This is a genomic window from Methylobacterium pseudosasicola (genome assembly GCF_900114535.1).
Taxonomy (GTDB): Bacteria; Pseudomonadota; Alphaproteobacteria; order Rhizobiales; family Beijerinckiaceae; genus Methylobacterium; species Methylobacterium pseudosasicola.
Map to the genome: position 1 here is coordinate 25,584 of NZ_FOTK01000015.1, position 25,623 is coordinate 51,206.

The following is a 25,623-nucleotide window of genomic DNA, read 5'->3' on the forward strand; positions in this document are numbered from 1 at the left end:
CCGGAAGATCGGCGGACGACTTCCGTTGCACTGCAACAAGACCGGATTGTGCACCTTGGTCCAATATCGGCCTGCTCTGTTCCGGCCGTAGGGTTCCTCAAAACATGGCGTGATGCGGCGTGGAGGAGACGAGACGGCATGGCGGCCTCCGGCGCGCGACGAGACGCTCTGAGCCGCCGGCCCCTCTCCGCCGGCCTGTTCGGGGCCGCCCTGCTCGCTTGTTCCGGTCTCGCTGAGGCCGCGACGCCCGCACTCGGGCCGCCTTTGGCGATCCATTATCTGGAACGGCGGGTCGAGCGGCCGGCGCCGCTCAACAACGAGGATCCGATCCCCGACGACGAGGGCGCCCGGGGTGCCGAACTGGGGCTGAAGGATTCGAGCGCCACCGGCCGCTTCATCGGGCTCGGCTTCAGCCTCGCCACGAAGGTCGTGGCGCCGGGCGACGATATCCGGGCGGCGTTCCGGGAACTCGCCAACCGAACCTTCGTGGTTCTCAATGCGCCGTCCGCGGACGTTCTGGCGCTGGCCGACCTGCCGGAGGCGCAGGGCAGCGTGTTCCTCAACATCGGCGCGCCGGATACGCGGCTGCGCGACGCCGATTGCCGCAAGAACCTCCTCCACGTCCTACCCTCGCGGGCGATGCTCACCGACGCGCTGGTTCAGTTCCTGGCGTTCAAGCGCTGGTCCCGGATCCTGCTGGTGGCCGGCCCGGCCCCCGGGGATGCCCTCTACGCCGAGGCCCTGAAGCGCAGCGCAAAAAAGTTCGGGGCGCGGATCGTGGCCGAGGCCGCCTACGACCCCAAGGGCGGCGACGTGCGCGACACCGCCCTGCGCGAGTTCGCGATTCCGACCCGCGGCGCCGAGCACGACGTGGTGGCGGTGGCCGACGAGGCCGGGGAGTTCGGCGCGAGCCTGAACTACAACACAGCCACGCCGCGCCCGGTGGTCGGCACGCAGGGCCTCTCGTCAGCAGCCTGGGGGCGGCCGGTGGAGGCCTGGGCGGCGGTCCAGCTTCAGGGGCGGTTCCGCAAACTCGCCGGCCGGGCGATGCGGCCGGTGGACTGGGCCGGCTGGATGGCCGTGCATGCCATCGGCGAGGCGGCCGTGAAGGCCCGCAGCAGCGATCCGGCTGCCGTGCGCGCCACCCTGACTGCCGCGACTTTCGAGGTCGGCGGCTTCAAGGGCCGGCCGCTGAGCTTTCGCGCCTGGGACGGGCAGTTGCGCCAGCCGGTCTTTTTGCTCTGGCCGGGGGCCGTGACTGCGACGGCCCCGATCGAAGGCTTCCTCCACCACCGGACGGAACTCGACACGCTCGGCCTCGACGAGCCCGAGAGTGCCTGCCGAGCCTTTGCCGGACGGTCGCCATGAAGACGCTCGCGCTTGGTCTCGCCCTCCTCTGCCTCTCCGCGCCCGCGTCGGCCGAAGAAATCTTCGTCTCGAACGAGCGCGACAACACGATCTCGGTGATCGACGGCGACAGCCTGGAGGTGCTGCGCACCTTCCCGGTGGGCCGGCGCCCGCGGGGCGTGACCTTCTCGAAGGACGGCCGCGCACTCTATGTCTGCGCCAGCGATTCCGACGCCGTGCAGGTGATCGACCCGGATACCGGCCAGGTGCGCCACGACCTGCCCTCCGGCGAGGATCCGGAGCAGTTCGCCCTCGCCCCGGATGGGCGCACCCTGTTCATCGCCAACGAGGAGAACGCCACCACTACGGTGGTCGACGCCCAGACCCGCAAGGTGCTGGCGCAGATCGATGTCGGCATCGAGCCGGAGGGTGTCGCGGTGAGCCCGGACGGCCGCATGGCGGTGACCACCTCCGAGACCACAAACATGGTCCACTGGATCGACACCAAGACCCTGGAGGCGGTGGACGCCACCCCGGTCGGCCAGCGTCCGCGCTACGCGGCCTTCACGGCGGACGGAACGCGGCTCTGGGCCTCGTCGGAGATCGGCGGCACGGTGTCGGTGATCGATGTCGCCAGCCGCACGGTGATCGAGACCGTCGATTTCGCCGTGAAGGGGATCGCCGCCGACCGGATCCAGCCGGTCGGTGTGCAACTTTCGAAGGACGGTAGGCACGCCTTCGTGGCGCTCGGGCCGTCGGACCGGGTCGCGGTGGTGGATACCCGGACCTACAAGGTCGAGAGCTACATCCTGGTCGGGCGCCGGGTCTGGCAGCTCGCGCTCAACGCCGCCGGTACGCGGCTCTACACCACCAACGGCGTCTCGGGCGACGTGACGGTGATCGACACCGCGACGTTCAAGCCGATCCGCACCGTGAAGGTCGGCCGCTTCCCCTGGGGCGCCGCCGCGCGGCCGATCCCCGATGCACAGGCACCGGATTCCCGCGCCGCCGGGGCGACGCCGTGAGGGTTTGGGACCGAGGTCTCGCGCTCTCCCCAGCTCCAGTTCTGAGCGGATTTCAGACATTGCCGAACGAGGCGCGGGTCCCCTCTCCCGTGCGGGAGAGGGACAGGGTGAGGGGACAGGTCTTTCCGGAGAGGGCGCATCCCTCACCCCAACCCTCTCCCGCACGGGAGAGGGCGCGCGTCGCGGCCCTCAAAAGGCATTGTCTCGATCTCGTCGCTCGCGGAGGGGGAAGTGAGACGCGCGCCTGGCCGCTCTGTCTCGCCCTCCTCGCCCTCCTCCTAGCGATCCTCCCGGCCCAGGCCGGCCAGCTCGATCGAGCGGCCATCGAGAAGAACTTCCCGCCGCCGCTCGTGGTCGGCGAGAAGGATGCGGCGCTTCCAATCTGGCCGATCCTGAAGCAGCAGGCGGGCGCCTACGAGGTGTTCGCCTACGCGTTCGAGTCGGTGGATCTCGCGCCGATCCCCGGCTTCGGCGGCACACCGCCCGACCTGCTGATCGCCCTGGCGCCGGACGGGACGTTCCGGGACGTGAAGGTGATCACGCATCGGGAGCCGGTTTTTCTGGAGGGGCTCGGTTCCGAGCCGCTCTTCGCCTTCGTCGAGCAATATGCCGGGCTCTCGGCCAAGCAGGCGATTCGGGTCGGGCGGCCGAATGCCCGGGCCGCCGGAGCCGCGCCGCAGACCACCGTCGACGGGATTTCGATGGCGACCGCCTCCACCCGGGTGATCAACCAGTCGATCCTGGCCTCGGCGCTGGCGGTGGCCCGCGGCAAGCTCGGCTTCGGGGCGGGCAATGTCGGCCTCACCGTCCGCGCCAAGCCCGATCTCTACGAGCCGCTGAGCCTGCCCGACCTGCTCGCCCGCGGCTGGGTGAAGCGGCTCACCGTCACGAACGCGGATGCCACCGCCGCCTTCAAGGGGACCGGGACCGAGGCGTCCGGCGACGGACCGCCGGACGCGATCCTGACCGACCTGTACGTCGCCTATCTCAATGCGCCCACCATCGGCCGCAACCTGCTGGGCCAGGCCCGGTTCGATGCGCTGATGCGCGAACTCGGCCCCGACAACCATGCCGTGATGGTGCTGAGTGCCGGCCCGGTTGACGCCCCCGAGAACCCGGTGGGCGAGCGCTTCGTGCTCGGCGCCGTCCCGGACCGGCTGGCGATCGGCCAGGGCGGCCTGATCGTCGGCGCCCGCGACATGGCGGTGGAACGCCGCGACGCGGGCCAAGCCGAGGGATTGCCGGCCGGAAACTGGACGATCCTGCGGATCGACCAGGCCGCGGGCTTCGACCCGTCCGCGCCCTGGGCGCTGACCGAGACCATCGTGCGCGAGCGCGGGCAGATCCTGTCGGAGAAGATTGCCCGAACGTTTTCGGTCGAGACCGCGCTGCCGGAAGACCTGTTCACCCGGGTCAAGCCGGAGGACGGCCCGAGCTGGACCGACCCGTGGCGCGCGCGCGCACCCGAACTCGCGGCGCTGGCCGTGATGCTGGCGGTGCTGGTGCCGGTGCTGGCGCGCCAGCGCGGGCTGGTAGCGGATCAGCGCCGGTTCACGGCGTTCCGCCTCGCTTTCCTGGCGGTGACGCTCGGCTTCGTCGGCTGGTACGGCCAGGCGCAGCTCTCGATCGTGACCCTCGTCGGCCTCGTGCGCGCCGCGACCGCGACCCACGACTTCACCTTTCTGCTCTACGACCCGCCCTCGCTGGTGCTCTGGGCCTTCGCGCTCGCCGCGCTCGTGGCTTGGGGGCGCGGGACCTTCTGCGGCTGGCTCTGCCCGTTCGGCGCTTTGCAAGAATTTGTCGCGCTGCTGGGCCGGCCGCTGCGCATCCGGCAGGTCACTGTTCCGCCGGGCCTCGACCGGGCGCTGAGACACGTGAAATACGTCCTGCTCGCCGGCATCCTGGTGGCCGCCGCGGTGGGATCGCCGCTGGCCGACAGCCTGTCCGAGGCCGAGCCGTTCAAGACCGCCATCACCCTGTATTTCGTGCGCAGCTGGCCGTTCGTGGCCTACGCGGCCGGGCTGCTGGTCCTCAACCTCTTCGTCTACAAGGGATTCTGCCGTTACCTCTGCCCGCTCGGCGCGAGCCTCGCCCTGCTGGGACAGGTCCGGATCCTCGATTGGATCCCGCGCCGGGCCGAGTGCGGATCGCCCTGCCAGCTCTGCAAGGTCCGCTGCCGCTACGGCGCCATCGCGCCCTCCGGACGGGTCGATTACGCCGAGTGCTTCCAGTGCATGGATTGCGTGACGATCATCCACGATCCGGCGCAGTGCGTGCCGCAGGTTCTGGCCCGCAAGCGGCAGCGCAGGACCACGCCGCGCTCCGTGGTGGTGGCATGACCGGGACGCGCCGCCGCGTCCTCCTCGGTGCCCTGGGCCTTGCCGGGCTCGGCGGTGTCGCGGCCTTCCGGGCGGTTGCCGCGTCGCGGGGGCTGGCGATCCGGACCCGGGCGGGCCTCGCCTTCGGCACCACCGTGGCGCTCACCGGCGCCGGCCCCGACCCGACGGCGATCGAGGCCGCGCTCACGGACGGGTTCGCCGCCATGCGGTCGGTCGAGACGGCGGCCAGCCTGTTCCGGGCCGACAGCGCGCTCGCGCGCCTCAACCGCGACGGCGGCCTGACGGCGCCGGATCCGCACCTCGTCGCGCTGCTGCGCTTCGCCCTCACCCTGGCGGCCGAGACCGGCGGCGCCTTCGATCCGACCGTTCAGCCGCTCTGGCCGCTCTGGTCTGGCGCCGCTGCGCGGGGCGAGCGGCCGGATGCCGAGAGGCTTCGGACGACCCTGACCCGGATCGGCTGGCGCCGGGTGCGGCTCGAATCCGACCGGATTCTTTTGGAACCGGGCACCGCCCTCACCCTGAACGCCCTCATTCAGGGCTACGCCGCCGACCACGTGATGGCCGCGCTCCGCGCTCACGGCATCGCCGACGCCTTCGTGGATACCGGCGAGTTCGGCGCGCTGGGCGCGCATCCCGATGGCACGCCCTGGCGGCTCGGCCTCGCCGACCCGCGCGACCCGGCCACGCTCGCCGACGTGATCGCCCCGTTCACCGGCTTCGCCGCCACCTCCGGCGACTACAACATGCGTTTCTCGGACGACCGGGCCGACCACCACATCTTCGACCCGGCCACCGGCCATTCCCCCGGCGGCCTGTCGTCGGTGACCGTCACGGCCCCCACGGGGCTGTTGGCGGACGGGCTCTCCACCGCCTGCATGGTGCTGGGACGGGAGCGGGGTGCACGCCTCGTCGCCGCCCATCCGGGCTGCGCGGTGCGGTTCACCGACAAGGCCTGATCAGGCGCCCCGGGCGATCCAGGCGCGGGTCTGCGCCAGCACCTCGTCCGACAAGTCCGGATCGTCGCTCATCCGGGCAAAGATCACCGCGCCGACCATGGCGGCCCAGCTCCCGATCGCGGCCTGGCGGGCGGCCTTCGGATCCACCGCATCGGCGCCGTCGGCGAGCCGGGCGATCTGCCGGCGCAGGCCCTCGGTCATCGCCGCCCGCGCCTCGGGCGCCTGCCGAATCGTCTCGGAGACGAGCGCCGCCACCGGGCAGCCGTCTCCGGGATTGTCGCGATGGCCGGGGCTGAGATAGCGCGCCGCGAAGTCGGACAGCGCCGTCGGCTCGGGCTCCGGAGCCACCACCAGCTCGGCCAGCGTCGCGGCGATGAGGTCGTCCTTCGACCGGAAATGGCCGTAGAAGCCGCCATGGGTGAGGCCCGCCGCCCGCATCACCTCGGCCACCGTCACCGCCTCGAAGCCGCGGGCGCGAAACAGCCGCCCGGCCGCTTCGAGGATCCGGCGCCGGTTCTCGACCATCTGCTCGCGGCTCACCTTCATGTGCGCAATCTCACGCCTGCGGGACGAGGCTCGCTTGACCTCAATCATGATCATCATCATGTTTACGATACATGATGATGATCATGTTTAGAGATAGGGATCTCGTCCATGTCCAGCAAGCCTGCCATCCTCGTCACCGGCGCCTCCTCGGGCATCGGCGCGGTCTATGCCGACCGCTTCGCCCGGCGCGGCCACGATCTCGTCCTGGTTGCCCGGGACGCCACCCGCCTGGAGGCGCTGGCCGAGCGCCTGCGCCGGGAGGCCGGCGTCGCGGTCGACATCCTCCAGGCCGACCTGACCCGGCCGGCCGACCTCGCCGCCGTCGAAACCCGCCTGCGCGAGGATGCCCGGATCGGCGTTCTGGTGAACAACGCCGGCGCGGCGCTTCCCGGCGGCTTCGTCGGACAGGGGCCGGATCAGATCTCAGACCTGATCGCCCTCAACGTCACTGCCCTGACCCGCCTCGCCGCCGCCGTGGCGCCCCGCTTCGTCGCGTCCGGCAGCGGCGCCATCGTCAATATCGGCTCGGTGGTCGGCTTCGTCCCGGAATTCGGCATGGCGGTCTACGGCGCCACAAAGGCGTTCGTGCAGTATCTCAGCCAGGCACTCCACACCGAGCTCGGGCCGAAGGGCGTCTACGTGCAGGCGGTCCTGCCGGCCGCGACCCGGACCGAGATCTGGCAGCACGCCGGCATCGACGTGAACGCCCTGCCGGCGGTCATGGAGACGGGCGACCTGGTCGACGCCGCCCTGGTCGGCTTCGACCGGCGCGAGACCGTGACCATCCCGCCCCTGCCCGACGCGTCGCAGTGGGACGCCTTTGACGGAGCGCGGACCGCCATGATCCCGAACCTCGGCCAGGTCCAGCCGGCAGAGCGGTATCGTACCGCTGCGTGAGACGGCACGGGGGCGGTTCGTTCTAAACGGCAACCGCCCCCGGTGATCGCTCGCCCACGCCCTCGGCCCGCACGAAATCGAGGAAGGCCCGGAGCACCGGCCGCATCAACTGGCGGCACGGGTAGTAAAGGAAGAAGCCGGGGAAGCGCGGGCACCAATCCTCCAGCACGCGGACCAGCCGGCCGGAGGCGAGGTCGTCGGTCACCTGCGCCTCGAACAGGTAGGCGAGGCCGGCGCCCATCCTGGCCGCCTCTGCGATGAGGCGCATGTCGTCGAGGATCAGGCTTCCGGAGACGGAGACGGCCAGGGCCGCGCCGTCCTTCTCGAGGTCCCAGCGGTAGAGGGCGCCCCCGGCGAATCGGCGGTTGATGCAGGCGTGGTCGTGGAGATCCTGCGGCGTCATCGGCCGCGGCCGATCCGCGAAATAGGGCGGCGCCGCCACGATGGCCGCGCATTGCGCCGGCCCGAGCGGGACCGCAATCATGTCCTGCTCCAGGCTCTCCTCGAACCGGACGCCGGCATCGAAACCCTCGGCTACGATGTCGCGCAGGTCGTCCTGCGCCCGGATCTCGATGACGACATCGGGATGCGCCTGCGTGAACGACACGGCGAGCGGCAGCAGCAGCATCTCGGCGGCCGAGTGCGGCACCGAGAAGCGCAGCGTCCCCGAGAGCCGCTGCTGCGCGGCGGTGGCGGCCTCGACCGCCTCGGCGATCGCCGCCAGCGCCGGTTCGAGCCCGTCGAGCAGGCGCTGGCCGGCCTCCGTCGGGGCGACGCTGCGGGTGGTCCGGGCCAGGATCCGGATGCCCAGGCTCGCTTCGAGACCGTTGATCGCGTGGCTCACCGCCGAGACGGACAGGCCGAGATCGCGGGCCGCCCCGCGAAAGCTGCGGCGCGCCGCGACGGCGGAAAAAATCGCGAGGGCGGGGAGATCGGTGCGTTTCACTGTTGCGCAGGATAGGACAGGTTGCGCTGCAAAACACGGATTATCCTAGGGCCGGCCTCCGTGCAGAGTCCGACCGGCTTCGACCAGGGGCCTCACGAGAGACTCACATGCAACAGCGTCGACTCGGTTCCGAACTCTTCGTTTCCGCCCTCGGCCTCGGCTGCATGGGCATGAGCTTCGCCTATGGCGGCCAGCCGGAAGCGGAGGCCATCGCCACCCTCCGCCGGGCGGTCGATCTCGGCATCAATTTCTTCGACACCGCCGAGATGTATGGGCCGTTCGAGAACGAGAAGCTTGTGGGGAAGGCCCTAGCGCCGGTCCGCGACCAGGTCGTCATCGCCACCAAGTTCGGCTTCAAGATCGCCGAGACCGGCCAGGGCCGGGACCGGATCATCGGCGTCGACAGCCGGCCCGAGCATGTCCGCGCGGTGTGCGATGCCTCGCTGCAGCGACTCGGCGTCGAGGTGATCGACCTGTTCTACCAGCACCGGGTCGATCCCGCGGTGCCGATCGAGGACACGGTCGGCGCGATGGCCGATCTCGTGCGCGCCGGGAAGGTGCGCGCCCTTGGCCTGTCCGAGGCCGGCGCGGCCACGATCCGGCGCGCCCACGCGGTCCATCCGATCGCCGCGGTGCAGAGCGAGTACTCCCTGTGGAGCCGCGAGCCGGAGGCGGCCGTGCTGCCGACCTGCACCGAGCTCGGCATCGGCTTCGTGCCCTACAGCCCCCTCGGCCGCGGCCTGCTCACCGGGGCGATCCGCGACCGCGGCAGCCTCGCCGAGGACGATTTCCGCCGGACCCTGCCGCGCTTCGAGGCGGAGAACCTCGCGGCCAACCAGAGGCTGATCGATGCGCTGGCGAACCTGGCGGCCGACAAGGCCGTCACGCCCGCGCAGCTCGCCCTGGCCTGGGTGCTCCACCGGGGCGACGGCATCGTGCCGATCCCGGGTGCCCGCAAGATCCGGCACCTCGAAGAGAACGCCGCCGCGGCGGCGATCGTGCTGAGCGCGGACGACCTCGCCGCCATCGACGCGGCGACGCCGCCCGGGGCGATCAGCGGACGTCGCTACACCGACGCGGCGCTGGCTTTGGTGGAGGGCTGATCGCAGTCCGGAACCGCGGCGGCTCAGGCCCTCGCGGCCGCCGCGATGGTCTCGGCGATGGCGCGGGCCCGTGAGACGAGGCTCGCCACCTCCAGATATTCCTCCGGCGAGTGCGCCTTGCCGCCGACCGGTCCGACCGCGCAGAGCGTCGGGCAGCCGACGCTGGCGGTGAAGCCGGAATCCGCGCAGCCGCCGGCAAACTCGCCCGCGATCCGGGCGCCGTGCTGCGCGCTGACCCGCGCGTAGGTCTCGAACAGCGCGCGCGAGGCGTCGTCCTGCACGAGCGGCAGGAACTCGCCCTTGATGGTCAGTTGCGCCCGGGTATCGGGCACGGTTGAATCCGAGACGATCGCGGCGATCCGGCTCATGGCGGCGTCGCGGTCGGGCGGCGTGACGTAGCGCAGGTCGATCTCGCAGGTGGCGCGCGGCGCCACGGTGTTCACCGACTGGCCGCCCGAGATCAGCCCGATATTCACCGTGATCCCGCGGTCGAGATCGGTGATCGCGTGGAGCGCGATGATCTTGTGGGCGAGCTCCCCGATGGCGCTGCGCCCGTCGGCATAATTGCCGCCGGAATGGGCGGCCCGGCCATGGACCTCCAGGTGCATGAACACGCCGCCCTTGCGGCCGGTGACGACGTTGCCGGTCGGGCGGCCGGGCTCCGCGTTCAGCACCGCGCGGGCACCCCGGGCGGTCTCCTCGATGATCGGCCGGCAGGCGGGCGAGCCGATCTCCTCGTCGCTGGTGAATAGGCCGACCAGCGGCACCGGCGCGCCGCCGGCCCGGTGGAAGGCGGCGAGCACGAAGGCGTTCATCACCAGCCCGGCCTTCATGTCGGCGACGCCCGGCCCGTAGGCGCGGCCCTCCGCGATCCGGAACGGCCGGTGGGCGACCTCGCCCTTCGGAAAGACGGTGTCGCGATGGCCCATCAGCACGATTGGCCGGTTGCCGCCCCCGGACCCGGCGACCTGCGCCCGTAGCGCGTCGCCGTAATCCTCCATCGGGATGGTGGTGACCGAGACGCCGTGCTCGGCCAGGAAGAACGCGATGCGCGCGCCCACCGCATCGACCCCGGCCTTGTCGTAGGAGCCGGAATCGATGTTCACCAGCTCTTCGAGCAGGGCCAGCATCGCGCCCTTCTGCCCTTCGAGCCAGCGGATCGCAGCGGCATCTTTCTCGGTCATCGCAGATCCCGGTGGCTACTCGACGGTGACCGACTTCGCGAGGTTCCGGGGCTGGTCCACGTCTTTCCCCATGAACACCGCGGTGTGGTAGGCCACCAGCTGGATCGGTACCGCGTACACGATCGGTGCCACGGTGGCGTCGAGGTCCGGCATGGTCACGGTGGCCATGGTGTCGAGCCCGTGCTCGGCCGCGCCCTTGGCGTCGCCGATCAGCACGATGCGCCCGCCGCGCGCGGCCACCTCCTGCATGTTGGAGACCGTCTTCTCGAACACCGCGTCGTGGGGCGCGATCACGATCACCGGCACGCTCTCGTCGATCAGCGCGATCGGTCCGTGCTTCAGCTCGCCCGCCGCGTAGCCCTCGGCGTGGATGTAGCTGATCTCCTTGAGCTTCAGTGCGCCTTCCAGCGCCATCGGGTAGCTGGTGCCGCGGCCGAGATAGAGCACGTCGCGGGCTTTCGCGACGTCCCGGGCCAGGAGCTCGATCTCCGGCTCGCGGGCCAGCGCCTCGGCCATCAGGCCCGGGGCCTTGATCAGCGCGTCGACCAGCCGGCGCTCTCCGGCCTCATCGAGGGTGCCGCGGGCGCGGCCGGCCGCGATCGCGAGGCACAGCAGCACGGTGAGCTGGCAGGAGAACGCCTTGGTCGAGGCGACGCCGATCTCGGGGCCGGCGAGCGTCGGCATCACCACGGAGGATTCCCGCGCGATGGTCGAGGTCGGCACGTTGACGACGCAGAGCGTGTGCTGGCCCTGGCTCTTGGCGTAGCGGAGCGAGGCGAGGGTGTCGGCGGTCTCGCCCGATTGCGAGATCACGAGCGTCAGACCGTCCTTCTCCAGGGGCGCCTCGCGGTAGCGGGCCTCGGAGGCGACATCGATCTCCACCGGCAGGCGCGCGACCTGCTCGAACCAGTAGCGCGCCACAAGCCCGGCATAGAACGCCGTGCCGCAGGCGGTGATGTAGACCCGGCTGAGCTTGGCGAAGTCGAAGGGCAAAGCCTCGGGCAGCATCACCCGGCCGTTCGCCATGTCGACGTAATGGGCGAGCGTGCGGCCCACCACCTCGGGCTGTTCGTGAATCTCCTTCGCCATGAAGTGGCGGTACTCGCCCTTGTCGATCCGGTAGGCCTGCGTCGCGATCTTCTGGCGCGGGCGCTCGACCCGGGCTCCGGCTTGGTCGCGGATCTCGGCGCCGTCCCGGGTCAGGATCGCCCAGTCGCCCTCATCGAGATAGGTGATCGCGTCGGTGAACGGAGCGAGCGCCAGGGCGTCGGAGCCGAGATAGGTCTCGCCCTGGCCGAAGCCGATTGCGAGCGGCGCGCCGTGGCGGGCGCCGATCAGCAGATTCTCCTCCCCGGAGAAGATGAAGCCCAGCGCGAAGGCGCCGCGCAGCCGCGGCAGGGCGGCGGCGACCGCCTCGACCGGGCTCATCTGCCGGTCCATGTTTCGGCTGACCAGCTGGGCCACGACCTCGGTGTCGGTCTCGGTCTCGAAGACGACACCGTCGGCTTCGAGTTCGTGCTTCAATTCGCGAAAATTCTCGATGATGCCGTTATGGACGACGGCGAGGCGCTTGGTGGCGTGCGGATGGGCATTGGTCTCGTTGGGCCGGCCATGGGTCGCCCAGCGGGTGTGGCCGATGCCGGTGGTCCCGGTGAGCGGCTCCTGGACGAGCTTGGCCTCCAGGTTGACGAGCTTGCCCGAGGCGCGGCGCCGCTCCAGGCGCCCGTGCTCCAGGGTGGCGATGCCGGCGGAGTCGTAGCCGCGGTATTCGAGCCGCCGCAGGGCCTCGACCACCTGCCCCGCCACCGCGTCGCGCCCGACGATGCCGACGATGCCGCACATGGGATGTCTCTCGCTTTGACGCCCGGGTGGCCGCGCGCGGACGGGCCGCGCAAGGTCCGGGCCGTTCGCTCACCGCCGAGCCGAGCGTGACGTGTACCGGATCAGGGCCGCGCAGGGCCAGCCCCGGCTCCATGGATGTGGCTGCGCGGGTGATCGTCTCTGCACGTGTACTATAGAGGCGCGGTCCCGCGCGTGGCGATGGGCGGGTTCCGGCCCGACCAGTGGCCGGCCAGGACCGAGCCCGACAGGTTGTGCCACACGGAGAATACCGCCCCCGGTAGGGCGGCCAATGGTGAGAAATAGAGCTTGCCCAGCGCCGCCGCGAGGCCGGAATTCTGCATGCCGACCTCCAGCGCCAGGGTCCGGCAGGTGCCCTCATCGAAGCCGAGCAGGCGCCCGCTCCAGTAGCCGCAGACCAGCCCGGCGCCGTTGTGCAGGACCACCGCCAGCAATACGAGGGGCCCGACCGCGGCGATGCTCGCCCGGCTTCCGGCCACGACGGCGCCGATGATCAGCAGGATGGCGATCATCGACACGGCGGGCAGAGCCCGCTCGATGCGCCCGACGAGACGCGGCGCGAGTCGGTTGAGCGCCAGCCCCAGGGCCACCGGCGCGGCCACGATCTCCACAAGGCTGGCGAGGAGCCCCGCCACATCCACCGGCACGGCGGCATCGACGTAGAAGCGCACCAGGAGCGGCGTCGCTACGAGGCCCACCAGCGTCGAGGCTACGGCGACCGTCACCGACAAGGCGACATCGCCGCCGGCGATGTAGACCATCAGGGTGGAGCTCGTGCCGCTGGCGACGCTGCCGACCAGCACCATGCCGGTTGTGAGTTCCGTGCTCATGCCGAGGGCGTGGGCGATGGCCCAGGCGGCGGCGGGCATCACGAGGTAATGGACGACCACGCCGGCCGCGACCGGCGCGGGCCGGGCCAGGATACGGCCGAAATCCGCGGGCGTCAGCGTCACGCCGAGGGCGAACATGATCACGGCCAGCAGGATTGCGACGTGCGGGAGCACCGGCAGGAACACGTTCGGCGCAAAATAGGCCGTGGCCGCGGCCAGGACGGCGCAGACGGGAAACAAGCGGTTGAGCAGCATCGTGCGGGCCGATGTCCGGGAAGGCGGCCGTGTCCCAGGTGTGCCGATGCGCGTCAAGCGCAGGCCTGCCCGCAGGCATCGCTATCGGTTCAAGCTTCTCCCTGCCGGGGCGCCGGCGGTTATCCTGGCGCGGCCGAATCGAGTGGTGGCTATCGGGACGGGCCGACCCCTGTTCGCACGGCCGGCAAAGGTCGGAAACTGAACGGCCTCTTTAACTTTGGAAACGGACTTACGGGATCGCCCATGGGTCGGCATGCTTTGGTCGTAGCGGCGCCCAGCGCAAATACCCCTACGCCCGTCGGTAAAGATAGGTTAAGCATACCTCCGGCCGATGGTGTGGAAGCACTATGAAAACCGAGACAGATGTTACTTCGGCGACAATAGAGCGCGTCCATAGTCGGTCAATTAAGACAACATTTTTTGAGCGATTACTGGCCTATGGCTCGCTCACGTTGCTTTTGGCTGTGTTCGTCGCAGTCGTTCGCGGCCATGCAGACTGGACCAGGGTTCCGACGCTGATTTGGCTACACATCGTGACGGTTTCCGCGGCCCTTGCTCTCACCCCGATGCTGCTCCTCGGGCGGCGTGGCGTGCGCAGACACCGTATTCTCGGTTATGCATGGGTCGTGTCCATGACCGCCACGGCTCTGCTCAGCTTCGGCATCCGCGGCGGCAGCCAGGGTGGTCTGAGTGCGATCCACATCCTGTCCGTGATCGCACTCACCCAGGCTCCGATGCTGGCTTGGCACGCCCGCCTGCATCGGGTGGATTCCCATCGCTACACAGCGTTGTCGCTGATCACGGGGGCTCTCTTGATCGCGGGGTTTTTCACGTTCCCGTTCGGTCGCATGCTTGGCCGCTGGCTTTCTGCCTAATCAGTCGAGTTGAGGCGGAAACGGAACGTCCGCTTCCCCGGGGAAAGCCCAGGTCCGTCGGCACCCCGAGCCGAAAATGCCGGGCGACCGACACGGGTCGCAATCGATCATCGCACGATCGAGCGCAGGCCCCGGATCCGCGGGACTCAACGCCCGCCGCGCAAAGCCTTCTCGGCAAGCAAAGCCGCCCGTTTCAGCTTCGCCCAGCCCGGCTTCACCGCCTGGCGGCCGCGGGCGACCGCCATGGCGTCCGCCGGCACGTCATCGGTGATGACCGAGCCGGAGGCCACGTAGGAGCCCTCCCCGATCGTGACCGGGGCGACGAGTGCCGAGTTCGAGCCGATGAAGGCGCCGGCGCCGATCGTGGTCCGATGCTTGAGCACGCCGTCGTAGTTGCAGGTGATCGTGCCGGCGCCGATATTGGCCTTCGCCCCGATCTCCGCGTCGCCGAGATAGGTGAGATGCGCGGCCTTGGCGCCCGGGCCCATCCGGGCGTTCTTCAACTCAACGAAGTTGCCGAGTTCCGCACCCGTCTCCAGGACGGCATGGCCGCGCAGGCGCACGAACGGCCCGATTTTGACGCTGGCCTCCAGGGACGTGTCGGTGAGGTGGGCGAAGGCCCGTACCGTGCAGTAATCCCCGACGCGGACGCCCGGCCCGAAGACGACAAGGGGCTCCACCACCACGTCGCGTCCGAGGATCGTGTCGTGGCTGAGGAACACCGTCTCGGGTGCGATCAGCGTGGCGCCGCCCAGCATGGCGCTGCGGCGCAGCCGGGCCTGGATCGCGGCCTCGGCGATTGCGAGCTGCACCCGGTCGTTGACCCCCTGCGCCTCCGCCTCGTCCACCGGTACGACTGTCACCGAGAGACCTTCTGCGACGGCGAGCGCCACCGCGTCCGGGAGGTAGTATTCGCCGGCAGCGTTGTCGTTGCCGATGCGCCCGAGCAGCATCAGCGCGTGTTGCCCCGACAGGGCCATCAGGCCGGCATTGCACAGGGTCACGGCCCGCTCGGCCGGGCTCGCATCCTTCTCCTCGCGGATCGCCAGGACCCGGCTGCCCTCGGTGAGCACCCGGCCGTAGCCGGTCGGATTCGGGCTTTCGAACGCCAGGACGGCGACGCCTGCGCCGTTCGCCAGCGGCGCACGGAGTCTCAAAAAGGTTTCGGCACTGATCAGCGGCGTGTCGCCGAAGGCGATGACCACGTCGTCGTCTGGGGTTTCGAGCACGGCCCGGGCGGCCAATACCGCGTGGGCGGTGCCCAGGCGCTCGGCCTGCGGGAACACCTGCGCGCCCGGTGCCTCCCGGGCGATCTCGGCGGCGACATCCTCCCGGCCGGGCTCAGCGACCACGGCGATCCGGCCGGCGCCCGCCGCCTGCACGGCGGCCAGCACATGGCCGAGCATGGTCCGCCCGGCGATCCGGTGGAGCACCTTCGGCAGGTCCGAGCGCATCCGCGTGCCCTTCCCGGCCGCGAGCACGATGGCGGTGAGGCTGCGCGGGGGCGTGGCGGGAGGAGTCATCGCGGGTCCAGGCGTCGTGATTCGGCGCGCACCGGATGGGCCGGACGCCGCCGCGACGCAAGACCGTTCCGGGGGATCTCAGCGCAGAGCCAGCGCCCCGTGATGGGCCGAGCCGTGGGCGTAATGCTCCCGGCGGCGCTCGATCGAACTCGGGATCCGCAGGGATTCCCGGTATTTGGCCACGGTCCGGCGGGCGATGTCGACGCCCTCGCTGCGCAGCTTCTGCACCAGGGCGTCGTCGGACAGCACGTCGTCCGGCGTCTCGCCGTCGACCAACTGCTTGATCCGGTGGCGCACGGCCTCGGAGGAATGGGCAGCCATGCCGGCCGCGCCCGGGATCGCCGCGGTGAAGAAGTACTTCATCTCCAGGGTGCCGCGGCTGGTGCCGATCGCCTTGTTGGAGGTGACCCGGGACACGGTCGATTCATGCATGCCGATCGCCTCGGCCACCGTCTTGAGGTTCAGCGGGCGCAGATGCGTGACGCCGTGGACGAAGAACCCGTCCTGCTGGCGGACGATCTCGGTGGCGACCTTCAGGATCGTGCGGGCGCGCTGCTCCAAGGAGCGGGTGAGCCAGTTGGCGTTCTGCAGGGCCTCGGAGAGGAAGGCCTTGTCACCCTCGGCCGAGGCGCCGCGCACGACGCGCGCATAGTAGCTCTGATTGACCAGCACGCGCGGCAGGGCCTCGCCGTTGAGCTCCACCAGCCAGGACCCGTCCGGCGCCGCGCGCACGAACACGTCGGGGATCAGCACCTCGACGCCGCTCGATCCGAAGGCCCGGCCGGGCTTCGGGTCCAGCCGGCGGATCTCGCCCAGCATGTCGACGAGATCCTCGTCGTCCACGCCGCAGAGGCGGCGCAGGGCGCTGAAGTCGCGCTTGGCCACGAGGTCGAGGCGCGAGACCAGGGCCTGCATGGCCGGATCAAACCGGTCGCGCTCGCGCAACTGGATCGCCAGGCACTCGGCGAGGTCCCGGGCGGCGATGCCGGGCGGGTCGAAGCTTTGGACCAGGGTCAGCACCCGGGCCACCGTGGCGGCCTCGGCGCCGAGGCGCTCGGCCACGCCCTCGACGGTCTCGCGCAGGTAGCCGGCCTCGTCGACCGCGTCGATCAGAAAGCCGCCGATCAGCCGCTCGATCGGCTCACGGGTCGCCAAGTCGAGCTGGCTCGCGAGGTGATCGCGGAGCGAGATCTCGGCCGTCAGGGCGGCCTCGAAATCGGGCGCGTCGGAATCGAAGCTGCCGCCGCTGCTGCCGTAGGGCGGGGGCGTCAGCGAGAGCATGTCGCCCGCGGAGGATTCCTGGATCTGCGTCGGGGCGTCGTCCGGGAAGACGTTGTCGAGCCGGGTATCGAAATCGGTCTCGATCTCGCCGCGGCTCGGGTTGAGTTCAGGGGCAAGCCAGGAGTCGGACTCGGCGCCATCGGAGCCGTCGCCGGAGGCGGCCTCGTCGGACGGACCGTTCGCCTCGGCGGAGTCGGCGGTCGCGGAACCCTCGGATTCGGCGCGTTCCAGCAGTGGATTGCGCTCCAGCTCGGCCTCGACATAGGCGGCGAGATCGAGTTGCGACAATTGCAGGAGTTTGATCGCTTGCAGGAGCTGCGGCGTCATCACCAGGGCCTGGCCCTGACGCACTTCCAGCCGTTGCACCAAACTCATCAGAGGCCCCGATGCCCTTTCAGCGTGATTGACCAGCCGAGCTACGTTGCTTGCGGCATGGTTATTGCTTGTCGCGCCTCATCACCTGTAAACCGATCTCTAACCCACGTCAAAGTGCGTCGACGCGCATCGGTGTTGGCAAATGCCCGAACAGGGTGCGCGCGTGGTGCGCCGGCCACACCGGTTCTTCGCTCAGTTTGGGGCCCGGGCTTTAAGAAACGCTTCGCGTCCGCCGCTGACGGTCCGGTGCAGCCAGTCCAGACGGAATCACGCCGATTCCGTGCCGGTCAGCATGCCCATCGTGGAGCGGTCCCGCAATGTCGGGCGGGGTCTCGATCGCCGGTGCATCAGTCCTGGGCGAAAAGCCGATCGTACTCGGCTTCGGCCGGCCCGTAGGCGTCTCCGGCCAGGTCTTCCAGCTTGTCGCGGTCGGTGACGATGATTCGGCCGCGCCGGGCCCGGATCATGCCCGATCCCTCCAGCACATGCGTCGCCGTCGTGACGCCGGGACGCCGCACGCCCAGCATCATCGCCAGGAATTCGTGCGTGAGGATCAGCTCGTCCTTCTGCAGCCGGTCATGGGTCATCAGGATCCACCGGGCGAGCCGTGCCTCGATGGTCAGATCCGTGTTGGCGTAGACCGTATGCCCGACCTGGACGATCAGGCTCTGCACGTAGCGCCCGAGCAGGCTGCGCAGGGCCGGGCTCTCGGCCAGCGCCGCCTGAAGGGCCGCCGCAGGGAGCCGCAGCGCAACGAGATCGGATTGGACCAGGGCCGTGTGCGGCGTGCGGTCCGTCCCCAGCACGAGCGGCGCGCCGCACATCCCTTCATAGCCGACGACACCGATCTCGATCCGGCCCTCGACCGTGTCGGCGACCAGCGACACGATGCCTTCCTCGACGAAATACGCGTAGGTGATCGGCTCGAGCGGCAGGATCAGCAGCTCGCGCAACGGCACGGAGACGGATTCCAGCGCGGGCGCGAGGCGGGCGAAATCATCGGGTGCCATGAGACGGAGCAGACGATTGCGGACGCCCTCCTGCTTCGGTCGATCCAAGGCTCCGCTCCAAAGTCGGGGCTAGGGCGCGGACGCTCTTTCGGTCATCGGCGCTCAAGCGTGTCTGCTCACGTTGGAGTCGGGGTAAACGGCCACAGGCCGACCACAAGTGAAATTGAGCTTCCCCAGGGTCTATGTACGCTTTCAGACGATGGGCCGCCGTCGTATCAAATCTGTTCTGGCTCAACGCTGGAAACAGATTTGATATCCACGGTGGACGCTTCGCGGCCACGCTGTGATCCGCCGAACAACGTTCCGCCCCGCGCAGCGATGGCGCAGGATGCCTTGACCCAAGTTAGCGACAGTAACGATCCGATGCGGCTAGTAACTCGTTTGCCCCCGGATGCGGTGTGCCGTGCGCTATTTCACCGATTTCATCGAAGACGAAGTGCTTTCCCGGGGCGAGGAAGGCCTTGAGTTCTGCGGCCGTCACGAGGCCTGTCGATCCGCCGCGGAAGCCTTGGTGGAGGTCGCCAACGACTCGCTCCGGGTCAAGCAGAGGGCGCCCTCGGCATCCGATCTGATCGGCCTTCACTTGGAGGCGCAGGTGCGGAACGAGGACGGCGCGATCGTCTTCCGGGCTCACCTCACCCTTGTGCTGGACTGGCCGGACAGCCTGGCCGGTCGGGGCTGATCCGACGCCTTACCAGCCGCAATTGGGCATCGGCGGCTGCGGTTTGGCGAGCGCCGCCTTCTCGATCGCCACCATCGGCCCCCAGGCGTATTTTTGCGCATGCGGCGTGACGTTGGCGAACAGGCAGCCGAGCTGGAAATGGCTGGCGCCCATCTCCCCCGAGAAGCCCATGCAATCCAGGAATGTCCAGGTCTTCGGGACCGGGCTCATCGAGCGCCAGCGCGGCATCGCCACCGGCGCGCAGACTTTTACGGCCCCGGTGCCGTCATCCGCGTTCAGGGCGCTTTCCGGCGCCTGCGCTGCTGCCGGTGCGGCCAGCAGAGGCAGCGCGGTCAGGACGGCACAGAGGATGCGGGAGTAAGTCGGCTCGGGTGTTGTCATCGGGTCAGTGCATCGTCCGCCACAGGGTCGCGAGGATCGCGAAGCCGATCACGTTGTACAGGATCGCCCAGATCCAGACGCCCATCACGGCCCGGCTCGGCTCGCGGGGCCGCTGGCGGCCGAGGCGCAGGCGATGCCTATCCTCGGGCGTCGGCCAGATCGCGCTCCGAGGTGCCTTCAGCAGCCGGGTCAAGGCCTCGGGTAGGTTGAGGCCGGGCGGTGGTTCGCCGTTCATGACGGCCTCGGATGCGAGGACGGGACGGCGCGGTGCCGTCCCAGAAGAGCCTTGTAAGGACGGCCGCCCCGCGCCGGCAATGCGCCGCAGAGGCCTTTCGCCTTACAGCACCGTCCCGGGCGCCTCCGGATAGTACTGGTAGGCCCAGGTCTCGGAGAGCAGCCTGTCGCCGCTTTTCAACTTGAGCCGCATCTCGACCGGCTCGGGGCCGTCCGCAAAAATCTTCAGGAAGACCCGCCAGGGGCTCGGCTTGCCGTAGGGCGCCCAGGTCGCGCCGACCTCCTCGGCGCTGCCGCGCGATAGCGTCAGAGCCACCAGGGCCTTCTCGGGATCGAGACCCGCCAGCGCCGCGCCCTCGAATTCCAGGACGAACTGGCGCACGAGGTTCGCCCGGCCCGGGCGCCGGTCCGCCTCGGAGAGCCAGGACGCCTTGGTCGCCCGGGTGGCGACGCAGCGGGCGAGATTGGTGGCGACTGGCTCGGTCACCGGCCAGTGCAGGCGGTAGGCGAAGCTGCGCTCGGCCCCGGCGCCCGGCGGATCGGACGGCACCCACATCGCGCCGATATTGTCGTCGGTCTCCTGGTGGGTCGGGATCTCGACGAGCTGCACGCTGCCCGCTCCCCAATCGCCCTGCGGCTCGACCCAGATATGCGGGCGGTTCTCCTCGAAACCGTCGTCGATGTAGGTGTCGAAGGCCCGGTCGCGCTGGAGCAGGCCGAACCCCTTCGGTGACTTGTCCGCGAAGGCGCTGACGCTGAGGCGCGGCGGGTTGTTGAGCGGGCGCCAGATCAACTCTCCGGCGCCGGTCTGCATCAGCAGCCCGTCGGAATCGTGCACCTCGGGCCGCCAGTCGCTGGCGAGGAACCGGCTCATCCCCTCGGAATACCAGAGCATCGAGGTCAGCGGCGCGACGCCGAACCGCTCGACCGCCTTGCGGATGTAGAGCGTGCAGGCGACGTCGATCACCACGTGCGGCTCCTTCCGGGCGGTGAACCGGTAGGCGCCGGTGAGGCTCTGGCCTTCGAGCAGCGCCAGGATGGTGACCGCCCCGTCCGAGGCGGGCGACACGTAGAAGCGGGTGAAGACCGGGAATTCCTCCGTCTTGCCCGGTCCCGGCGCCGTATCGATGGCGATGCCCCGGGCCGAGGCGCCGTATTGCGCCCCGTCGCCGGCGGCGCGGAAATATGAGGCGCCGAGGAAGGCCAGCCAGTCGCCGTCGGCGCCGGGCTGGTCGGCCGGGACCTTCTGAAAGCGGACGCCGGCAAAGCCGGAGCCGTCGGGCAGATTCGTGCCGGGATTGCCGGGCGGGTAGGCGAAGAGATCGCGCGAATACAGCACCTGGCGGGCCTGGCCGCCCTCGAGCGAGAAGATCTTCACCGGATGCCGGAAGAAGTTGCCCAGGTGGAAGAAGGTGACCGGGTACGGGCTTTCCGGGAACAGCGCGTGCGCCGGTGGGTAGCGGATCTCTTGAAGGGGCCCGTAGGTCAGGGCGTCCAGGGCCGGCGAGGCCGGCGCCTCCGGGGGCGGCGCGTAGGGCCGGTCGCGCAGGGTGCGGGCCAGTCCCTTCAGGCGCTCGAAATCCATCGGCTCCGGCGGGTCCAGGCGCGGGCCGCCGGACGCGGCAAGGGCCGGGCGCGCAAGGGGCGAGAGGGCCAGCAGGCCCACAGCAGTCAGGGCGCGTCGCGTGATCAAGCTCGAACCTCCGGGAATCGCCGGTCCGATGACCCGCCCCGCCCTCTAGTCACGCTTGCCTGACCACACAATTGATCGCGGAGTCGGCCGAGGTTCAGCTTCGTGGGCCGCAGGCGTTGGTGGGACCGTTGGTCTCCCAGAGCGCGGCGCCGCCCCCGGGGGCGCACTGGCCCGGCAGCGCCAGGGTGATCAGCTTGGATAGAGTGCGGTCCTCGTCCTCGCCGTAGCCGATCTCCCCGACCATGCGGCCGGTCTTGTCGAACAGCCCGACGGTGGCGGAATGCTCCATCGTGTAGTCGCCGCCCGGGACCGGCACGCGCTTGTAGGCGACGTGGTAGGCGTCGGCCATGCGGGCCACCTGCTCGGGCGTCCCGACGAAGCCGCGGATCCGCGGATCGAAAGCGGTCAGGTACTCCCGCAGGCTCTCGGGGGTGTCGCGTTCCGGGTCCAGGGTGACGAACACGACGTTGATGCGCTCGGCGTCGCGGCCCATTCGGCCGAGCGCGCCGGACAGCGTCGTGAGCGTCGTCGGGCAGACCTCCGGACAGTGGGTGAAGCCGAAGAACAGGGCCGCCGGCTTGCCGAGCAGGTCGGCCTGGCTCACCGGCTTGCCGTCGAGATCCGCCATGGCGAAGCTGCCGCCGACCCGGCGCGGATGGCTGAAGTGCGAGCCCTGCTGCAGGACGATCGCCCCCGTCCCGGTGGCGACCAGGGCGACGATGGCGGCGGACGCGATGAGGGTGAGCGGGCTCGGTGCCATGCTGGGACCTGCGACGGGAGCGTCGATGGCGACGATATGGGGTCGGGATCGCGACGCGCGATGCCGCTGCGGCGAGGCGGCCCCCCGGATCCGCGGGGAACATGCTTCTACGAGCCCGGTTGGCGGTAGACCAGCGGCCGCAGCCTTCCACGCCGGAGGGGCCGTCGCCGCAGCGGCAAAACCTCTGCCGCCGCAACGACCTGAGCGGGCTCGGCCGAGGCCGGCTTCCTCGGGCAACCCGCATGGAAGCCGCCCCGCATGGCCCAGCAGATCCCCGTCGACCCGAAGGCCCGCGCCGACGATCCGGTGCGCGATGCCGAGCGCGATGATTCCACCCACGCGATCACTGGCGACGTCGCCTATCGGCGGCTCGTTCTGGTCAACGCCGTGTTCGTCGGGGAGCCCGGGGCCGGCGACCGCGGCTGGGTGCTGGTCGATGCCGGCGTGATGGGCGGCAAGGGCGCGATCACGGCGGCCGCCGAAAAACGGTTCGGCGCGGGCGCGCGGCCTTCCGCGATCGTGCTGACCCACGGCCATTTCGATCATGTCGGCGTGCTGGAGGACCTCGCCGAAGAGTGGGACGTCCCGGTCTTCGCGCACGCGCTGGAGCGGCCCTATCTCGACGGCAGCGCGGCTTACCCGGCTCCCGATCCCAGCGTCGGCGGTGGCTTACTGGGCCGCCTGTCGCCGCTCTTCCCGACGAAACCGGTCGACGTATCCGCGCGCCTGCAGCTCCTGCCGGAAGACGGCTCCGTGCCGCCGATGGCCGGCTGGCGCTGGATCCACACGCCCGGCCACGCGCCGGGCCATGTCTCGTTCTGGCGCGAGTCCGACCGCACCCTGATCGTCGGCGATGCCTTCGTCACCACGGCGCAGGAATCGGCCTACGCGGTGGCGTTGCAGGAGCCGGAACTGCACGGGCCGCCGATGTATCTGACGATCGATTGGGGCGCGGCGCGCGACTCGGTTCGGGCGCTCGCCGCCCTCGAACCCGAGCGCGTCATCACCGGCCACGGCCGCCCGCTCCAGGGCGCCGAAATGCGCCGGGCGCTCCAAGCTCTGGCCGCGGATTTCGACCGGGTCGCGGTGCCGAAGCACGGGCGCTACGTGGAGGCACCGCTGCGGGCCGCGGACGGCTCGGCCTACGCGCTGCCGGACTGAGAGCCTGTTTGACCGGTCTTTCCTCTTCTCGACCTCATCCTGAGGTGGCGTAGCGGAGCGAAGCCTTCGAAGGAGCCCTCCAGGGATCGCGCGGCAGGTTGGAGGGCTCCTTCGAGGCTGCTGCGCAGCACCTCAAGATGAGGGGACAATTGGGATACACGTCAGTCAGAACCGTCACGCGACTGCGATCACGCAGTCAAATAGGCTCTGAAACGCGGGCGCGAGATTTTTCCGCGAAGCCGCGTTTCGAGGACTGAAAATCGAGGGATCGTCGCCCGCGCCATCATGGTCGCGCGGTCCGAAAAAATTATGGTCGGAGTGGCCGGACTTGAACCGACGACCCCCTGTCCCCCAGACAGGTGCGCTACCGGGCTGCGCTACACTCCGATGCCCCATGGGCTCGGCGCTCTTAGCCGTCGCGCCCCGCCCGCGCAAGCCCTTCACGCCGGATCGGCGGCGCTGGCCCTCTTTGCCTGAGACGGTTACGGGGAGCGTCCGCTGCTCCCAGCGCGCCGAACGCTCGCGCCACGCCTTCGAGGACCATGACGGACCGACCGATCGCCTTCGATCTCACGCGCCTCGTCACGCGGCTGCGCCACGCGAGCCCGTCGGGGATCGACCGGGTCGATCTCGCCTATGCGCGTCACTTCCTGGGCCGCCCGGGGCCGAGCGTCGGCGTGGTGTCCACGGCTTACGGACCGCGGGTGCTCGACCGCGCGCGCGCCCTCGCCATCGTCGAGGCCGTGGCGGCCGGCTGGGTCGAGGACCGGGACGCGCTGGCGGATCCAATCTATTGCGGGCTTGCGGCGCGGCTTGGTGCCCCGGTGGCGGTTGCTTCGTCCGCTCCGGCATCGCGGGCCGGCAGCACGCAGCGGCGCCGGATCCAGGCCCGGACGGCGGCCGACATCGCCCTGCGCGGGCGCCCGCTCTCGGTCCTGCCCCGCGACGCGCTCTACCTGCACACCTCGCATTTGCGCCTCGACAATCCGGGCCGGTTCGATTGGCTCTACGACCGGCGGGACGTGCGCGCCGCGTTCTTCGTCCACGACCTCATCCCGATCACCCATCCCGAATACGGGCGCGCCGGCGAGGCCGACCGCCACCGGGTCCGGATGCGCACCATCGGCCGGCACGCCGCCGCGATTCTCGTCAACTCCGCCGATACCGGCGCCCGCACCCTCGATCACTTGTCCGCCGAGGGATTCGGCCGGCCGCCGGTGGCGGTGGGCCATCTCGGGGTCGAGCCGGCCTTCGGGCGTGCGGGGCCGCGGTTCCAGCCCGACCGTCCGACCTTCCTGGTCTGCGGCACGATCGAGTCGCGCAAGAATCACCTGCTGCTGTTCCAGCTCTGGCGCGTCCTGGCCGAGCGGCACGGGGCCGCGACGCCGCGTCTGGTCGTGGTCGGGCGCCGGGGCTGGGAGGCCGAGAGCGCCATCGACATGCTCGAGCGCTGCCCTGGCGTGCGGGCCCATACGGTCGAGGTCACGGGCCTCTCGACGCACGGCCTCGCGGCGCTGACCCGGAGCTGCACCGCCCTGCTGATGCCCTCGTTCACGGAGGGCTACGGCATTCCGATCGTCGAGGCGGCGGCCTCCGGCCTGCCGGTGGTCGCCTCGGACATCCCGGTCCATCGGGAAATCGCCGGCAATTTCGCCCTGTTCCGCGATCCCCTCGACGGCCCGGGTTGGCTGGCGGCGATCGAGGCGCTCGCCCAGCCGGACGCGCCGCTGCGGGCCGAGCTCGCCGGGCGGCTCGACGGCTATGCGCCGCCGAATTGGGACGCGCATTTCGCGGCCGTCGGCCCGACGCTCGCGGCGATCTGACCGGACCGGCAGCAGCGCCGCGAGTTGCGCCGCTCCGGCCTGACGAATAAGGGAAAGCGTCAGCCCTTAGGGTCGGCCCCGGGTTGGGCGGAACGGAGATCCAGTCGATGCAGGTGGTCGATCTCGATCGCGAGACGGTCAAGCGCGGGTTGAGCGATGGCACAATGCTGATCATCGACGTGCGCGAGGACCATGAATACGAGGCTGGACACATTCCCGGCGCCGTTTCGCATCCGCTCTCCACCTTCGATCCGCAGGCCGTGGCGGCCTTGATCGCCTCGGATGGCCGCCGACCGGTCCTGTCCTGCGGCTCCGGTGTCCGCTCGGTCCACGCTCTTATGGCGGCCCGGAAGGCCGGACTCGACATCTCCGAGCACTACAAGGGCGGCTTTAAGGATTGGTACGCGGCCGGCGAAGCAATCGAGTAGCCGTATAAAACAATCCGCCCTCTTCGGGCCGCGATGTGCGCTCTCGCACAAGAAGCAATAGGGCGCGCGGGTTAGGGCGCGTCCACCAGGACTCATCGTCAAGCTTCGG

General features: G+C 70.1%; 23 protein-coding genes and 1 tRNA gene. 11 read left to right on the forward strand and 13 right to left on the reverse strand.

The window, feature by feature from the left end; all coding sequences use genetic code 11:
* Positions 1-138 precede the first annotated feature (138 nt).
* The 4 genes from BM228_RS15645 (at position 139) to BM228_RS15665 (ending at position 5,667) form a co-directional block, all read left to right on the forward strand.
* A complete protein-coding gene (locus BM228_RS15645; protein WP_092042127.1) occupies positions 139-1,368 on the forward strand; it encodes an ABC transporter substrate-binding protein in 1,230 nt (409 codons plus the stop codon).
* Positions 1,365-2,372: a YVTN family beta-propeller repeat protein gene (locus tag BM228_RS15650; protein ID WP_092042129.1), complete on the forward strand. Its 1,008-nt coding sequence runs from the start codon at positions 1,365-1,367 to the stop codon at positions 2,370-2,372. Before BM228_RS15645 ends, BM228_RS15650 begins: the two co-directional genes overlap by 4 nt.
* 284 nt (positions 2,373-2,656) lie before the next feature.
* Positions 2,657-4,711 (forward strand): 4Fe-4S binding protein, encoded by a 2,055-nt coding sequence (locus tag BM228_RS15660; RefSeq protein WP_092042276.1) that lies wholly within the window; start codon positions 2,657-2,659, stop codon positions 4,709-4,711.
* Positions 4,708-5,667, forward strand: a complete 960-nt coding sequence (locus BM228_RS15665) for an FAD:protein FMN transferase (RefSeq protein WP_092042131.1) — start codon at positions 4,708-4,710, stop codon at positions 5,665-5,667. The genes BM228_RS15660 and BM228_RS15665 overlap by 4 nt, the downstream gene beginning before the upstream one ends.
* On the opposite strand, the gene BM228_RS15670 is transcribed toward BM228_RS15665, so the two are convergent.
* On the reverse strand, positions 5,668-6,213 hold the full coding sequence (locus tag BM228_RS15670) for a TetR/AcrR family transcriptional regulator (protein ID WP_092042278.1): 546 nt from the start codon (positions 6,211-6,213) through the stop codon (positions 5,668-5,670). It abuts the gene before it with no gap.
* A gap of 108 nt (positions 6,214-6,321) precedes the next feature.
* Between BM228_RS15670 and BM228_RS15675 the strand changes: the two genes are divergently transcribed.
* Positions 6,322-7,110, forward strand: coding sequence for an SDR family NAD(P)-dependent oxidoreductase (locus tag BM228_RS15675; RefSeq protein ID WP_092042133.1), 789 nt, complete (start codon positions 6,322-6,324; stop codon positions 7,108-7,110).
* Positions 7,111-7,132: 22 nt separating this feature from the next.
* Here the strand turns inward: BM228_RS15675 and BM228_RS15680 are convergent, their stop codons facing one another.
* Positions 7,133-8,056, reverse strand: coding sequence for a LysR family transcriptional regulator (locus tag BM228_RS15680; RefSeq protein WP_092042134.1), 924 nt, complete (start codon positions 8,054-8,056; stop codon positions 7,133-7,135).
* A 107-nt stretch (positions 8,057-8,163) separates the two neighbouring features.
* Here BM228_RS15680 and BM228_RS15685 point away from each other — a divergent pair, with 107 nt between their 5' ends.
* Positions 8,164-9,159, forward strand: coding sequence for an aldo/keto reductase (locus tag BM228_RS15685; RefSeq protein WP_092042136.1), 996 nt, complete (start codon positions 8,164-8,166; stop codon positions 9,157-9,159).
* Between the two features lie 23 nt (positions 9,160-9,182).
* Here the strand turns inward: BM228_RS15685 and BM228_RS15690 are convergent, their stop codons facing one another.
* From BM228_RS15690 to panS, 3 genes are all read right to left on the reverse strand, one after another.
* Complete coding sequence (locus BM228_RS15690; RefSeq protein ID WP_092042137.1) at positions 9,183-10,343, reverse strand: M20 family metallopeptidase; 1,161 nt, start codon at positions 10,341-10,343, stop codon at positions 9,183-9,185.
* A gap of 15 nt (positions 10,344-10,358) precedes the next feature.
* The gene (gene glmS, locus BM228_RS15695) at positions 10,359-12,185 is read right to left on the reverse strand and encodes a glutamine--fructose-6-phosphate transaminase (isomerizing) (RefSeq protein ID WP_092042139.1); all 1,827 of its coding nucleotides are present in this window, start codon (positions 12,183-12,185) and stop codon (positions 10,359-10,361) included.
* 170 nt (positions 12,186-12,355) lie between these two features.
* Positions 12,356-13,288, reverse strand: a complete 933-nt coding sequence (gene panS, locus BM228_RS15700; protein ID WP_092042140.1) for a ketopantoate/pantoate/pantothenate transporter PanS — start codon at positions 13,286-13,288, stop codon at positions 12,356-12,358.
* 347 nt (positions 13,289-13,635) lie between these two features.
* Between panS and BM228_RS15705 the strand changes: the two genes are divergently transcribed.
* Positions 13,636-14,163 carry a DUF2306 domain-containing protein gene (locus BM228_RS15705; protein WP_208612044.1) on the forward strand — a complete coding sequence of 176 codons (528 nt, stop codon included), beginning with the start codon at positions 13,636-13,638 and terminating at the stop codon, positions 14,161-14,163.
* A gap of 146 nt (positions 14,164-14,309) precedes the next feature.
* Here the strand turns inward: BM228_RS15705 and glmU are convergent, their stop codons facing one another.
* The 3 genes from glmU to BM228_RS15720 form a co-directional block, all read right to left on the reverse strand.
* The gene (glmU, locus tag BM228_RS15710; protein WP_092042142.1) at positions 14,310-15,686 is read right to left on the reverse strand and encodes a bifunctional UDP-N-acetylglucosamine diphosphorylase/glucosamine-1-phosphate N-acetyltransferase GlmU; all 1,377 of its coding nucleotides are present in this window, start codon (positions 15,684-15,686) and stop codon (positions 14,310-14,312) included.
* 78 nt (positions 15,687-15,764) lie between these two features.
* Positions 15,765-17,342: an RNA polymerase factor sigma-54 gene (rpoN, locus tag BM228_RS15715; RefSeq protein WP_092042143.1), complete on the reverse strand. Its 1,578-nt coding sequence runs from the start codon at positions 17,340-17,342 to the stop codon at positions 15,765-15,767.
* A gap of 347 nt (positions 17,343-17,689) precedes the next feature.
* Positions 17,690-18,400: a Crp/Fnr family transcriptional regulator gene (locus BM228_RS15720; protein WP_092042145.1), complete on the reverse strand. Its 711-nt coding sequence runs from the start codon at positions 18,398-18,400 to the stop codon at positions 17,690-17,692.
* Between the two features lie 355 nt (positions 18,401-18,755).
* Here BM228_RS15720 and BM228_RS15725 point away from each other — a divergent pair, with 355 nt between their 5' ends.
* Positions 18,756-19,034: a DUF6894 family protein gene (locus tag BM228_RS15725; protein ID WP_092042281.1), complete on the forward strand. Its 279-nt coding sequence runs from the start codon at positions 18,756-18,758 to the stop codon at positions 19,032-19,034.
* Positions 19,035-19,043: 9 nt separating this feature from the next.
* Here the strand turns inward: BM228_RS15725 and BM228_RS15730 are convergent, their stop codons facing one another.
* The 4 genes from BM228_RS15730 to BM228_RS15745 form a co-directional block, all read right to left on the reverse strand.
* Positions 19,044-19,415 carry a hypothetical protein gene (locus tag BM228_RS15730; RefSeq protein WP_092042146.1) on the reverse strand — a complete coding sequence of 124 codons (372 nt, stop codon included), beginning with the start codon at positions 19,413-19,415 and terminating at the stop codon, positions 19,044-19,046.
* Positions 19,416-19,419: 4 nt separating this feature from the next.
* Positions 19,420-19,650: a hypothetical protein gene (locus BM228_RS15735; protein WP_092042148.1), complete on the reverse strand. Its 231-nt coding sequence runs from the start codon at positions 19,648-19,650 to the stop codon at positions 19,420-19,422.
* Positions 19,651-19,752: 102 nt separating this feature from the next.
* Complete coding sequence (locus BM228_RS15740; protein WP_092042149.1) at positions 19,753-21,342, reverse strand: OpgD/OpgG family glucan biosynthesis protein; 1,590 nt, start codon at positions 21,340-21,342, stop codon at positions 19,753-19,755.
* A gap of 94 nt (positions 21,343-21,436) precedes the next feature.
* The gene (locus BM228_RS15745; protein WP_092042151.1) at positions 21,437-22,102 is read right to left on the reverse strand and encodes an SCO family protein; all 666 of its coding nucleotides are present in this window, start codon (positions 22,100-22,102) and stop codon (positions 21,437-21,439) included.
* Between the two features lie 258 nt (positions 22,103-22,360).
* Here BM228_RS15745 and BM228_RS15750 point away from each other — a divergent pair, with 258 nt between their 5' ends.
* Positions 22,361-23,263: an MBL fold metallo-hydrolase gene (locus tag BM228_RS15750; protein ID WP_092042153.1), complete on the forward strand. Its 903-nt coding sequence runs from the start codon at positions 22,361-22,363 to the stop codon at positions 23,261-23,263.
* 310 nt (positions 23,264-23,573) lie between these two features.
* Here BM228_RS15750 and BM228_RS15755 read toward each other — a convergent pair.
* A tRNA-Pro gene (locus BM228_RS15755) sits at positions 23,574-23,650 on the reverse strand.
* Positions 23,651-23,805: 155 nt separating this feature from the next.
* Here BM228_RS15755 and BM228_RS15760 point away from each other — a divergent pair.
* Both BM228_RS15760 and BM228_RS15765 read left to right on the forward strand, forming a co-directional pair.
* A complete protein-coding gene (locus BM228_RS15760; protein ID WP_092042154.1) occupies positions 23,806-25,086 on the forward strand; it encodes a glycosyltransferase family 4 protein in 1,281 nt (426 codons plus the stop codon).
* Between the two features lie 107 nt (positions 25,087-25,193).
* Positions 25,194-25,514, forward strand: a complete 321-nt coding sequence (locus BM228_RS15765) for a rhodanese-like domain-containing protein (RefSeq protein WP_092042282.1) — start codon at positions 25,194-25,196, stop codon at positions 25,512-25,514.
* The last annotated feature ends 109 nt before the right edge of the window (positions 25,515-25,623 follow it).

Excerpts from the sequence above, each read along its gene's own strand:
- BM228_RS15665 (WP_092042131.1), top strand. The coding sequence starts at position 4,708 with ATGACCGGGACGCGCCGCCGCGTCCTCCTCGGTGCCCTGGGCCTTGCC.
- rpoN (WP_092042143.1), bottom strand. The coding sequence starts at position 17,342 with ATGAGTTTGGTGCAACGGCTGGAAGTGCGTCAGGGCCAGGCCCTGGTG.
- BM228_RS15675 (WP_092042133.1), top strand. The coding sequence starts at position 6,322 with ATGTCCAGCAAGCCTGCCATCCTCGTCACCGGCGCCTCCTCGGGCATC.
- glmU (WP_092042142.1), bottom strand. The coding sequence starts at position 15,686 with ATGACTCCTCCCGCCACGCCCCCGCGCAGCCTCACCGCCATCGTGCTC.
- glmS (WP_092042139.1), bottom strand. The coding sequence starts at position 12,185 with ATGTGCGGCATCGTCGGCATCGTCGGGCGCGACGCGGTGGCGGGGCAG.
- BM228_RS15745 (WP_092042151.1), bottom strand. The coding sequence starts at position 22,102 with ATGGCACCGAGCCCGCTCACCCTCATCGCGTCCGCCGCCATCGTCGCC.
- panS (WP_092042140.1), bottom strand. The coding sequence starts at position 13,288 with ATGCTGCTCAACCGCTTGTTTCCCGTCTGCGCCGTCCTGGCCGCGGCC.
- BM228_RS15750 (WP_092042153.1), top strand. The coding sequence starts at position 22,361 with ATGGCCCAGCAGATCCCCGTCGACCCGAAGGCCCGCGCCGACGATCCG.
- BM228_RS15765 (WP_092042282.1), top strand. The coding sequence starts at position 25,194 with ATGCAGGTGGTCGATCTCGATCGCGAGACGGTCAAGCGCGGGTTGAGC.
- BM228_RS15705 (WP_208612044.1), top strand. The coding sequence starts at position 13,636 with ATGAAAACCGAGACAGATGTTACTTCGGCGACAATAGAGCGCGTCCAT.
- BM228_RS15645 (WP_092042127.1), top strand. The coding sequence starts at position 139 with ATGGCGGCCTCCGGCGCGCGACGAGACGCTCTGAGCCGCCGGCCCCTC.
- BM228_RS15735 (WP_092042148.1), bottom strand. The coding sequence starts at position 19,650 with ATGAACGGCGAACCACCGCCCGGCCTCAACCTACCCGAGGCCTTGACC.
- BM228_RS15690 (WP_092042137.1), bottom strand. The coding sequence starts at position 10,343 with ATGACCGAGAAAGATGCCGCTGCGATCCGCTGGCTCGAAGGGCAGAAG.
- BM228_RS15685 (WP_092042136.1), top strand. The coding sequence starts at position 8,164 with ATGCAACAGCGTCGACTCGGTTCCGAACTCTTCGTTTCCGCCCTCGGC.
- BM228_RS15760 (WP_092042154.1), top strand. The coding sequence starts at position 23,806 with ATGACGGACCGACCGATCGCCTTCGATCTCACGCGCCTCGTCACGCGG.
- BM228_RS15730 (WP_092042146.1), bottom strand. The coding sequence starts at position 19,415 with ATGACAACACCCGAGCCGACTTACTCCCGCATCCTCTGTGCCGTCCTG.
- BM228_RS15670 (WP_092042278.1), bottom strand. The coding sequence starts at position 6,213 with ATGAAGGTGAGCCGCGAGCAGATGGTCGAGAACCGGCGCCGGATCCTC.
- BM228_RS15650 (WP_092042129.1), top strand. The coding sequence starts at position 1,365 with ATGAAGACGCTCGCGCTTGGTCTCGCCCTCCTCTGCCTCTCCGCGCCC.